At 44.6% G+C, this 12,391-nt stretch carries 10 protein-coding genes; 6 read left to right on the forward strand and 4 right to left on the reverse strand.

The features are described 5' to 3' along the window. Positions 1–126: 126 nt before the first annotated feature. From EFA47_RS01070 to EFA47_RS01085, 4 genes are all read right to left on the reverse strand, one after another. The gene (locus tag EFA47_RS01070; RefSeq protein WP_122641627.1) at positions 127–1,167 is read right to left on the reverse strand and encodes a LacI family DNA-binding transcriptional regulator; all 1,041 of its coding nucleotides are present in this window, start codon (positions 1,165–1,167) and stop codon (positions 127–129) included. Between the two features lie 409 nt (positions 1,168–1,576). After that, positions 1,577–2,170 carry a hypothetical protein gene (locus EFA47_RS01075; RefSeq protein WP_122641628.1) on the reverse strand — a complete coding sequence of 198 codons (594 nt, stop codon included), beginning with the start codon at positions 2,168–2,170 and terminating at the stop codon, positions 1,577–1,579. Between the two features lie 23 nt (positions 2,171–2,193). Beyond that, positions 2,194–3,747, reverse strand: coding sequence for a sodium:solute symporter family protein (locus EFA47_RS01080; RefSeq protein ID WP_122641629.1), 1,554 nt, complete (start codon positions 3,745–3,747; stop codon positions 2,194–2,196). Between the two features lie 38 nt (positions 3,748–3,785). Beyond that, positions 3,786–3,995, reverse strand: coding sequence for a hypothetical protein (locus EFA47_RS01085; RefSeq protein ID WP_122641630.1), 210 nt, complete (start codon positions 3,993–3,995; stop codon positions 3,786–3,788). Positions 3,996–4,573: 578 nt separating this feature from the next. Here EFA47_RS01085 and EFA47_RS01090 point away from each other — a divergent pair. From EFA47_RS01090 to EFA47_RS01115, 6 genes are all read left to right on the forward strand, one after another. Next, positions 4,574–6,205: a class I adenylate-forming enzyme family protein gene (locus EFA47_RS01090; RefSeq protein WP_235853188.1), complete on the forward strand. Its 1,632-nt coding sequence runs from the start codon at positions 4,574–4,576 to the stop codon at positions 6,203–6,205. Further along, positions 6,206–7,786, forward strand: a complete 1,581-nt coding sequence (locus tag EFA47_RS01095; RefSeq protein WP_122641631.1) for an acyl CoA:acetate/3-ketoacid CoA transferase — start codon at positions 6,206–6,208, stop codon at positions 7,784–7,786. Between the two features lie 23 nt (positions 7,787–7,809). Continuing rightward, positions 7,810–8,553, forward strand: coding sequence for a 3-oxoacyl-ACP reductase FabG (gene fabG, locus EFA47_RS01100; RefSeq protein ID WP_122641632.1), 744 nt, complete (start codon positions 7,810–7,812; stop codon positions 8,551–8,553). Between the two features lie 13 nt (positions 8,554–8,566). Beyond that, entirely contained in the window at positions 8,567–9,409 is an 843-nt protein-coding gene (locus EFA47_RS01105; RefSeq protein ID WP_122641633.1) for a 3-hydroxyacyl-CoA dehydrogenase family protein, read from the forward strand. 87 nt (positions 9,410–9,496) lie between these two features. Then, a complete protein-coding gene (locus tag EFA47_RS01110; RefSeq protein WP_122641634.1) occupies positions 9,497–10,675 on the forward strand; it encodes a thiolase family protein in 1,179 nt (392 codons plus the stop codon). A 434-nt stretch (positions 10,676–11,109) separates the two neighbouring features. Beyond that, positions 11,110–12,384, forward strand: coding sequence for an L-cysteine desulfidase family protein (locus tag EFA47_RS01115; RefSeq protein ID WP_122641635.1), 1,275 nt, complete (start codon positions 11,110–11,112; stop codon positions 12,382–12,384). Positions 12,385–12,391: the final 7 nt, after the last annotated feature.

The raw sequence follows: 12,391 nt of genomic DNA on the forward strand, positions 1-12,391 counted from the left end.
GCAAGCCACCGGCTCAGCCGGTGGCTCTGATAAATATACCTTATCGGACACAGTCCGCCCGCCCCCTTTGGGCCTGCTTTATGGGGTACCCTTTGGATATGATTCTGCCATCCCAATATCTGGAAACTAAATACCGGGAACCTTATAGGGACTGGTAGTATTGCGGATTATCAGAGTGGGTTCCAGTATAACCCTGCGTGGTTCTGCCGGAGGGTCAGTCAGGAGCTGAAGCATAAGAGACGCAGCCTCACTGCTCATGGTTTCTACATGCTGGCTGACTGTTGTAAGCTGTATACGGTGAAGTCCGGCATAGGCAATATTATCAAAGCTGACAATGGAGATATCCTCAGGTATCCGTATTTCATGTTCTCCACAGTAGTTCATAAAACCCAGGGCCAAAAGGTCATTGGCAAGCAAAAATGCAGAAGGGCGTTCCTTTTGTATAATACTTTTACAAAAAAGTTCTTCTGCAGCCTCATATCCGGTATCCATCCGCCAGTCCAATCCAAACATGCAGTATTCCTCCTTGTACAGAAGCTGGTAGTTGGAAAGAGCTTGTTTGTAACCCTGGAAACGTTGGAAGGATGCAGTTGAGCTTTTGTGGTGGCCTGACAGGAAACCGATCCGTGTGTGGCCCAGATTAATCAAGTGCCTTGCCGCAATATACCCGGCCTGAAAGTTATCCGTGACAACAAGAGAACCCTCATAGTGTTCTGTAATACGGTTTACCAGCAGTACGGGAAGATTAAGGCTTTTTAAATACTTATCTGCCTCCTCGCTGTTTACCGTGACAAGTATAATTCCACAGTAGTGATATTGCTGTGCGAACTGAATAAACTGAAGTTCTTTTTTGAAATCATATTCGCTGTTAAAAGTAGTTACAACGTAACCATGGCTGTCCAAGTTTTTCTGAATGCCAAAGGCGAGATCAGCATAAAAGGGATTGCGTATGTCTCCCAGTATTAAAGCTACCATATTACTTTTGCCACGGCTCAGGCTTTGGGCGATTGTGTTTGGGTGGTACCCGATCTCTTCCACAAAATCCAATATTTTCTTGCGCACTGATTCGCTGACGCCGGGGGCATTGTTCATTGCACGGGATACGGTTGACGGGGATACGCCCAGCATCTTGGCAACTTCAGATATGGTGTAAGACTGTTTACTCATATGGTTCACCTGTTCCTGTATATAGTATTGATAATCTTTAGACTATTTCTCCAGGGCCGCTCCAAAGGAATGTGCCAGAATCGGTATCGGGCAGCTGCCCCAGGAGTCAAATGCCCCATAATTTACGGCGGGACACTAACTTAAGTATTTAGTTTATTATACATCGTTTACAGAGAAAAAGAAATGTTTGAGCATATAAAAAAGAAATCTGTTGTAACAGTCTGTCTATAGAGAGACTTATAGCCAGGAATCTAATACATGGATGAGTGTGCTTTTTACAGATGTGCGACAGAAGGGGGAAAAAGAGACCTGGCACAGGATGACTGCCAGGCAAAATATATTTTAACGTCTATATTTGCCAGGTTGATTTCTTGTGCCAGATCTCTAAAAGGATGTTGTATGGGCCAGTTTAATGGCAGGTCAGGGAAAGGAGCATCTTCTTGTACATATCTGCCTTTTTCTCAAAATCATCGGGTGTAGAGGCAATGCTTGCAATAACCAGTCTTTTTGTGACATCGCAGTAAGTGGTGAGCTGCATGGAAACCACAGTCTCCTCTTTCCCTAAAGCGCGGTAAACAGAATGGTTGGCGCGGATAGAAGAGCGCATAATGTACGCCCTGTGGGGCAGTCCTTCTATAGGCTCAATAGATACGATCTCAAAATTATCCTTTTTATTTTTTTTCTGTTTTTTAGAATACTGCACTTGAATTTCTTCCATATATTCATCAATAGTTGTTTCTTTTTTTAATTTGGCCCATCTTAGAGAAAGGGAGGCCTGGTCAGGACAATTTTTGTCAGAGGAGCGGTCTATCTTTGCAAAGCCATCGTGAAAGGCAAAGGATTTACTTGGATTAATAAATACATGCCAGGAGTCCGGGTGCATAATGCTGACGCCATATACCTGAAAAGGGATCAGGTTATGGGACTCAGGGATAACCTCATGTAAGAGTGTTTCCTTTGGCTGTTCTTTCTCGGCTAGATTTGATTTGTTAAACTTGAACATATTCAACATCCTTTCCAAATATTTTATTTGTTATTTACAGCAGCAATTGTTGCATCCGTCAGAGAAGAGAGCTCTGCTCCTGAGTAGATGATAGAGTCAATCCTTGTGTGGTATTTCGTGATGATTTCTTCTGGAACTTTTGTAAACATGCTGACAATTACGAGCAGGACAGTGTTTGCCACAAGTGCCCAGATCAGCGCTGAAAATCCCAGAGGCGGCGCTGCAAAGAATGTGAAAATAATTGCAACTACCAATCCAGCTACAGTTCCCGCAATTGCCCCCTCTTTTGTAGCTTTTTTCCAGAATAATCCAGCCATTGTAGCGGGAAGTATCTGGGCGAAGAACGGCGAGGACAGTTTATATGCATAATCGGTAATGGAGGCAGGTTTTATAGCCACAATTACCAATGTTATTACCATAAGTACGAGCAATACAATACGGCCGAATTTTACAACCTGCTTCGGATCTGAAGTCCTGCCTTTTAATTCATAGACGTGGTGCAGGTAAATATCTCTGGAAGCCATGGCACTGGCAGAGAGCAAAAGGGAATCTGCTGTGGATACTCCAAATGCAAACAGGCAAAGCAGAGAGACAAACGCAATAAACGGAGGTGCATACTCAGTGGAGAGTACGGCTACGATATTGTCAGGCTGCTCAAATCCAGGACCTAATATTGCAGGTGCGATAATCGCTCCAATAAGAACGATAGGTGTGTATACTAAAACATAGGAAATTGGCATTGCCCATGACATCTGACGGAAGTTTTCTTTGCTGGATGCCACAAAAGTCCTCATAAAAATGTGAGGCCAGACAACAGTAGCGATGGCTCCGGTCAGGGCATTCCCTACGATACCTTTCCAGTCAAATGCACCGTTAGGGCCGGGCGTAGAAAGGATATCAAAGGTGCCGTTTTGCCTCATAATATCAACGGCCTCAGCAAAACCTCCATTGGGGAAGTAATGCATTGTCAGATATACAATCAAAGTAATCAGTGTACCGAACCCAAGACACATATGGAAGGTATCCATCCAGGCAACAGAACCCATACCGCCTCCTACAATATGTAAGGAAACCACCATTGTTCCTATAGCAACAGCTATGACATATGGAACTAAACCCTCTGTAGTAACAACAACGGCGTCACCAATAGCGATAAGCTGCATGGCAACATAAGGGATAATAAAAAGTACAAGTACGATGGAAACTAGTAAACCATATCCCTCGGAATAATATCTGGAGCGGAGGTAATCTACAGGTGTAGTGAACCCGTATTCCTTACCTAAAAGCCAAAGACGGTAACCTAAAACTACAAACATTAAACCGGCTACCATACCGCCTGTGTTTGAATAAAAGCCGATACCATCTTTATAAATACCTGCGGGGGCGCCGTAGAAAGCAAGGGCACTGAATACAGATATAGAGGTAGTACATAACAGGACAAATGGATTTAATCCCCTGTCCGCAGTGAAGAATTTTTCAGATGATTCACTGGTAGACTTAAAAGAACGAAAGCCATGCCATACAATAAAGACGGCATAAATTAAAATTCCTAAGCTGATAAAAACTGCTGGTTTCATGAAAACAATCCTCCTTTAATCTCATTCGTTTACATTGCCTATTTTACATGTTCCTGGGTGTTGAAAAAGACGTTGAAATAAAGTCCCCAAACAATCGCTGCAAGCACAGGCAGAAAGAGAAGGATGCAAAGTTGCAGCGGCAGCCAACCAAAAAGAACCGGGTTTGGAAGAACCGTTACTAAAATGTAATCAATAAAAAAATAGACGATATTAAAGATTACAAATGCAATTTTTACACTCTTTTTCATATCGATACTCCTTTCTAAAATATTATACCCAAAGGGTACACCGCAATACATATCCTTCTGACGGGTAGGCTCCGTCCGATAAGGAGCACCTAAAGGGTACCCCATAAAGCAGGCCCCAAAGGGCGGGCGGACTGTGTCCGATAAGGTATACCCAAAGGGCACCCCATAAAGCAGGCCCCAAGGGGTCGGGCGGACGCTATCCGATAAGGTATGTATATCTGAATAAAACGAGAAAACGATAACTGAAATCGCATAAAATGTATACGAAAACGATTTCTGTGTTTTCTGAAATGAATAATAGCATAAAAATATTTTTTATACAATAAGAAAAGTGAAAATAATATACAAATTATTCAGTAGTTATAAAAAATATAGAATAAAATTGTATAATATTAATAAAAAACAATTGGAAAATATCAAATGGGATACGTGGGGGAGGTTGGGGAAAATAGATAAAAAAAGGAATGGGATTATATGAAAAATGTACATTGACGAATAGCAATGCTTTTGTTATGATAGTCGAAGAGAAATCGATTGCGTAAATGAAAAGCGTGCGGGTCATACGAGGGAGGATGAAAATGATAATAGATGGAAATTCCGTATGGGGCGCAGACACCCAGGCGGGTATGATTCAGAAAGTGATTGCTGGTTTTAAGGCAATAGATACTTTTCCAGGACTTCCGGATAATTTATATGAGGCTTTGGAAAATTCGGCGGCACGTTGGCCGGATAAGACGGCAATTGTAGACAATTATGGAAAAGAGTATACATACCAGCAATTTCTGGCGTACAGTGAGGAATTTGCCGCGTATTTAAATGGAGAAAAGAATATACGACCGGGCAGCCACGTGGGGATATTGATGTACAATTGCGCGGAATTTTGTATTGCTTTTCTTGCATTGTCCAGGCTGGGGGCAGTTGCAGTGCCGCTTCCCAGTAAATTTAAGAAGGCGGAAGTGCTTCCTCTGGCAGAGCGTGCACAGGTGGAAGCCGTGATCTGTGATGAGGACTATGCAGAGTGGTTTTGCGGCGCATACGACCGAGAAGCAGTCATTGAAGTTTGTGGTGTGGGGTTACAGTATGGCTTTAACCGGGCGCTTTGTGGCTGGCAGGATAAATTAGGCGATATGGAAAACTTAAAAAAAATACCTAAAGGGCGGCCCGAGGATACGGCGATTATTATGTTCACTTCTGGTACCACTTCTAAAAGTAAGGGTGTTTTGCTGAAAAATTATAATATTATGCATGCCGTGGAGGCATATCGCAGGACTCTCCATATAAACGAAAGGGATATTTCTGTAATAGCCACTCCAATTTACCATATAACGGGTCTGGTAGCTCTGTTAGGATTGTTCCTGTATGCAGGAGGGACGCTTTATATACATAAATTTTTTGATGCCCAGAGGGTGATAGCTGATGCCCGGAGGTTCGGGTTTACCTTTATCCACGCATCCCCCACTGTATTTAACCTGATTATACAGGAAGGAGAACATACGCCTCCAATTGACAGCCTTGTTTCGTTTGCATGTGGAAGCAGCAATATGATGAAAGATAAGCTGCTGCGCCTCCATAAATGGCTGCCGAAATCTAAATTCCACACAGTGTATGGCCTGACTGAGACAACCTCACCGGCCACGGTATTCCCAGGAGATGCAGCGTGCAGCCGGTTTATTGGGTCATCGGGGATTCCTATTCCAGGAACTAAGTTTAAAATCGTGGACGATGACAGGAACGAATTGCCCTGGGGTGAAGTTGGTGAGATAGCTGTAAGGGGTGCAGTAGTGCTGGACAATTATTACAAACAGGAAGCAGACAGTCTGACTGATGGATGGCTTTATACAGGGGATTTGGGATATTTTAATGAAGAAAATTATTTATATGTGGTTGACCGCAAGAAAAATATGATTAATCGGGGTGGAGAAAAAATCTGGTGTTATGATGTTGAAAATGAAATTGCCAGTATAGAAGGAGTTCAGGATACTGCAGTGGTGGGGATTCCAGATGATCTTTATGGCGAGGTGGCCGCCGCAGTGGTGCAGCTGGAAAAAGGCTCTGCCCTGACTTCTGCAGAAATTCAGGAGTATCTGAGAACCAGGATGGCAAAATATAAAGTACCGGTGCAAATCAAACGGGTGGACTGCGTACCCCAGACTCCTAATGGAAAAACAGATAAAATAGCAATCAAAAAAATTTTGATGGAGGAAGAATAAATGATAAAAGCAAATTTTGTAACAGCAAGGGAGGCTGCAGGGTATGTGAAGGACAATATGACAGTCTGCCCTATAGGCATGACTCTTGTCAGTGCCAGTGAGGCAGTGCTGAAAGAGATTGAAGCCTTATTTTTGGAAACAGGGCATCCTGCAGGCATTACATTGCTGCATTCCTGCGGACAGAGTGACCGCAAGGACGGCATCCAGCATTTTGCCCATGAGGGGTTGGTTAGGAGAATTATAGGGTCGCACTGGGGACTGCAGCCCAGGTGGATGGAAATGATAGCCAATAACCAGGTGGAAGCCTACTGCCTCCCCCAGGGACAGATTGCCCAGCTGTACAGAAGTATGGCCTGCGGCCTGCCGGGTAAGATGTCCAAGGTCGGACTTGGCACCTTTGTGGATCCTAGGATAGAGGGCGGAAAAATGAATGACCGTACAAAGCCTCTGGAAGATATTGTAGAGATTATGGACTACCACGGGGAAGATTATATGTTCTATAAGCAAGTGCCTATAGATGTGTGTATTATCCGTGGGACTGAGTGTGACGAGATGGGCAACCTGACCACAGAAGAGGAGGCCATGAAGCTGGAAGTCCTTGCCGGGGTTATGGCAGCTAAAAGATATGGGGGCAAGGTCATCGCGCAGGTGAAGAGAGTTGTACAGACAGGTACCCTCAACCCTAAGAGTGTTACGGTTCCAGGCGTCTTTATAGACGCAGTTGTTGTATGTGAGAATCCTGAGGTGGACCACCGGCAGACTTCATCCTGGGTGTTTGACCCTTCGTACTGCGGGCAGGCAAGGGTGCCCCAGAATGCCATTGACCCATTGCCTATGAGTGTGCGCAAGCTAATCGGGAGGAGGGCCATCGAGGAGGTTTATCCAGGCTGTGTAGTGAATTTGGGAACAGGGATACCAAATGATGTGATAGGAAATATCAGCAATGAGGAGGGTATAAACGATGATATTATGATTACTGTAGAATCTGGAATATATGGCGGCGTTCAGGCTGGGGGGATTGACTTCGGCATTGGCCAGAATTTGTATGCCATGATCGGGCACCATGAACAGATGGATTATTATAATGGAGCAGGCGTAGACGTTACCTTTATGGGGTTTGGAGAACTGGATGGGGAGGGGAATGTAAATGCTACAAAAATGGGGCCGAGATGCACGGGATGCGGAGGTTTTATTGATATCACGCAGAATGCAAAAAAAGTAGTATTCTGCGGAACCTTTACTGCAAGTGGCTGTGAATTTTCATTTGAAAACAATAAACTCACGATTGTAAAAGAAGGAAAAATCCGAAAGATGGTATCCAGAGTTGCACAGTATTCATTTAATGGAAAGCTTTCAAGGAGCAATAATCAGGATGTTTACATTGTGACAGAGCGGGCAGTATTTAAGCTGGCCCCAGAGGGCGTCGTGCTGATAGAGATTGCGCCGGGAGTGGATCTTCAGAAACAGGTACTGGATATGATGGATTTTCAGCCAATTGTCAGTGAAAATTTAAAGGTGATGGATGGGGCATTATTTAATAAAGATGCTGTTGGAATGAGAGATATGATACTTGCAAAATAAAAAATTAATTAGGAGGCAGAAAAATGAGATTGGAGAATAAGGTAGCTATTGTAACTGGAGCGGGCAGGGGACTCGGCAGAGGGATCGCGGAAAAACTGGCGCAGGAGGGGGCGAAGGTCGTTGTAGCTGACATGGCCCCGGCGGATGAGACGGTGGCGGCCATTAAACAAGCCGGAGGCACTGCCAGCAGCTTTACTGTAAATGTGGCAAAACAAGAAGAGGTGCAGGCTCTTGTTAAATTTGCAGTAGATACATATGGGACATTGGATATTATGGTGAATAATGCAGGGATCAACCGTGATGGTATGCTGCATAAAATGCCGGTTGAAAATTGGAATATTGTCATAGACGTTGATCTTACAGGCACATTTTATGGAACCCAGGAAGCAGTCAAATATATGCGGGGTAAGGGGTATGGGCGTATTATAAACATTTCTTCAGGAAGCTGGCTGGGCAATATCGGCCAGGCCAATTATGCAGCCGCAAAAGCTGGAGTTGTAGGCCTGACAAAAACCGCAGCCAGGGAAAATGCCCGTAAGGGGATTACATGTAATGCAATTTGCCCTGGATTTATAGAGACAGACATGACATTAAAGTTAAAAGAAGTGAATGACGGGGCGGCATGGGAAAGCATGATGCAGAGAATTCCTGCGGGATACGCTGGAAAACCAGCAGATGTAGGAAATATGGTAGCTTTTTTGGCGTCAGATGACGCGTCATATATTACGTCGGAAGTCATCAATGTAGGCGGCGGCATGATTGTTTAGAGGAGGTAATACAGTGAAGGTTGCAGTTATTGGAGCCGGCCTGATGGGAAGCGGCATCGCCCAGACTTGTGCACAGGCCGGGTATGAGGTGAAGAATATTGATGTATTTGAGCCAGCTATAGAAAAAGCGAAAGCTGGGATTGAAAAACTGTTTGCAAAAAAAATTGCTAAGGGCAGCATGACTGAAGAGCAGAAGAATGAAATCTTTTCCAGGATGACATACAGCAGCAATATGGAGGATGTAAAAGGGGCAGAGATTATAATAGAGGCAGTACCGGAGAAGATTGAGCTGAAAAAATCTGTCTTTGAACAGCTGGATAAAGTTGCAGATGAAGAGACAGTGATTGTCTCAAACACATCGGGTTTAAGTATTTCGGAAATGGCGGCAGTGACGATGAGGCCTCATAAGGTGATGGGCGTCCATTTCTTCTACCCGGCGCCGGTTATGAAACTGGCGGAACTTGTGCGGGGAATCGCTACAGATGATGATACATATAACAAAGTAAGAGATTTTGCGGTCAGCATAAAAAAAACAGTAGTAGACGCACCTGAATATCCTGGATTCATTGTAAACCGTATTTTGGTGCCAATGCAGAATGAGGCGGCCTTTATGGTGATGGAAGGATGCAAACCAGAGGACGTAGATACAGCTATGAAGCTGGGGGCAAACCATCCCATGGGACCGCTGGAGCTGACAGATTTTGTGGGAATTGATGTCATGCTGGCCACTATGACGGGATTGTACAATGGATTCCATGATAGTAAGTATAGGCCATGCCCCTTGCTTGAGACAATGGTAAAAGCAGGGCACCTGGGGAGAAAAACAGGCCAGGGATTTTATAGGTACGACAAATAATCAGAAGATTCTGAAAACGGAGGGCAAAGGGGACAGTCCCTTTTGCAAAAGGGACAGACCCCTTTGAACATGAAAGGAGATATTAAAATGAGAGATGTAGTTGTAGTTAGTGGTGTGAGGCTTCCTGTAGGAAATTTTGGCGGCAGTTTAAAGGATATTTCTGCCATTGATATGGGTGCTATGGTGGTAAAAGAAGCAGTAAGCCGTGCAGGTATCCAGCCGTCTGATGTGGATGAGGTTATTATTGGCCAGGTAGGGGAGATAGCCGAAAATGGGTTTGTTGCCAGGGCAATAAGCTTGAAAGCTGGTATGCCAAAGGAGACTACTGCGTATTCAGTAAACCGCCAATGTGGTTCCAGCCTCCAGTCTATAGCAGAGGCTGTGATGGAAATTCAGACGGGCCAGGCAGATGTGGTTGTGGCAGGAGGCTCAGAGAATATTTCTCAGCTTCCATATTATGTGAAGGATGCCCGCTGGGGAGCCAGAATGGGGCATAAAACATTCGAGGATGGCGTGATTGACATTTTGACATGGCCGTTGGACGGAAACCATAATGGTGTAACTGCTGAAAATGTGGCAACTAAATATAATGTTTCAAGAGAAGAACAGGATCAGTTTGCCCTGCGGAGCCATCAGAGGGCATGTGCCGCAATTAAAGATGGAAAATTTAAGGACGAGATACTTCCAGTGGAATTAAAGGATAGAAAAGGAAATGTAACTGTATTTGATACAGATGAGGGGCCAAGAGATGGGCAGACCATGGAAAGGCTTGCTAAGCTCCGTCCATGTTTTGTTAAAGATGGAACAGTTACAGCGGGAAACTCTTCCAGTTTAAATGATGGTGCAGCAGCGGTTGTTGTTATGGCAAAGGAGAAAGCTGAGGAATTAGGTGTTGTTCCGAAGCTAAAAATAGAAGGCTATGCAGTATCGGGATTTGATGCAGAACTGATGGGATATTCACCTAAGTTTTCAAGTGAAAAGCTGGCTGCCAAGTTAGGCTTGGATTTAACACAAATTGATATGTTTGAGATTAACGAAGCATTTGCAAGCCAGGCTTATGCGGTGAGCAGGGATTTAGGCCTGGATCCTGAAAAAGTAAATATATATGGAGGCGGAATCTCTATTGGACATCCGATTGGGGCTACTGGGACAATCCTGGCAGTCAAGGTACTATATGAATTGATGCGTACAGATAAGAAAGATGCGATGATTAGCATGTGTATTGGCGGAGGCCAGGGAATATCTATGTACTTCACAAAATGTTAAAGATAAATACCTTCCTTTAATGGGGCAGGGACTGCAGTGCGTTGTGCTGCAGTCCCTGCCCTCTTTTAGGAGCGAAATATATAAAATTCTTATACCTTATCGGACATAGTCCGCCCGCCCCCTTGGGGCCTGCTTTAAGGGGTGCCCTTTGGGTATACCTTATCGGACATAGTCCGCCCGCCCCCTTGGGGCCTGCTTTAAGGGGTGCCCTTTGGGTATACCTTATTGAACATTAACAGTTCAATAAGTGTAACCTTATCGGACACAGTCCGCCCCCCCTTTGGAGCCTGCTTTATGGGGGTGCCCTTTAGACATGGAAAATTAGATATGGAATTATGGAAAATGTATGGTTCTTGAAGTTTATGTAATAATAGTGTACATTTGTAATTAGGAAGACGGAGAATTTCCGGTATGTTTTGGAAGGAGAAGACCAGATGAAAAAGTCAGATGAGAAATACCAGGCATATGTACAGATTTTAAAGGAGGAGTTGGTTCCTGCAATGGGGTGTACGGAACCCATCGCTCTTGCCTATGCGGCGGCCAAGGCAAGGGAAATACTTGGATGTCTGCCGGAACGTGTGCATATTGGGGCAAGCGGGAGCATTATTAAAAATGTAAAGAGTGTGATTGTGCCTAATACAGATCATTTAAAAGGGATTCCAGCCGCTGCTGTAGCGGGCATTATTGCAGGCAGGCCGGAGAAAGAGCTGGAAGTAATTTCAGAAGTGACCCGGGAAGAAGTGGAAGAGATGCGGGAGTTTCTAGAGGAGAAGGAAATTCGGGTTGAACATATAGATAATGGGATAACATTCGATATTATTGTCACAGTTTCGGCCGGCGAATCTTATGTCCAGGTAAGAATCGCAAATTACCACACAAATATTGTGTATATTGATAAGGATGGGGAAATCCTTCTTGATATTCCCGTCAAGGGAGAGTCCGAGGAAGGCCTGACTGACAGAAACATTCTAAATGTGGAGGATATATGGGACTTTGTTCAGACTGTGGATATTGAAGATATTAGAGAAATACTGCAGAGGCAGGCAGATTATAACACAGCCATTGCGGAAGAAGGGTTAAAGGGAAATTATGGCGCCAATATAGGGCAGGTCATCCTGGATACTTATGGGAAAGATGTGAGGAGCAGGGCAAAGGCTATGGCTGCCGCTGGGTCAGATGCCAGGATGAATGGATGTGAACTTCCGGTTATCATTAATTCGGGGAGTGGAAATCAGGGTATGACTTGCTCTTTGCCTGTCCTGGAGTATGTCAAAGAACTTGGGGCGGATAAAGAGAAAATGTACCGTGCGCTGGCCCTATCGAATTTGGTTGCTATTCATCAGAAAACTGGAATCGGACGTCTGTCGGCTTACTGCGGTGCTGTCAGCGCAGGAGCAGCGGCAGGGGCCGGCATTGCCTATTTGTGCGGCGGGGGTTACAATGAGATTGCCCATACGGTAGTCAATGCCCTGGCTATCGTGTCCGGCATGGTCTGCGATGGGGCAAAGGCATCCTGTGCAGCGAAGATAGCTTCCTCAGTAGATGCAGGAATATTGGGTTATAATATGTATGTCCGGGGGCAGCAGTTTTATGGTGGGGATGGAATCATTACAAAAGGTGTGGAAAATACAATTCAAAATGTAGGCCGCCTTGGAAAAGAGGGCATGCGTATGACAAACGAGGAAATTATTAAAATTATGGTTGAGTAGCAGGCGG

This window comes from Luxibacter massiliensis (genome assembly GCF_900604355.1).
In the GTDB taxonomy this organism is placed as follows: Bacteria; Bacillota; Clostridia; order Lachnospirales; family Lachnospiraceae; genus Luxibacter; species Luxibacter massiliensis.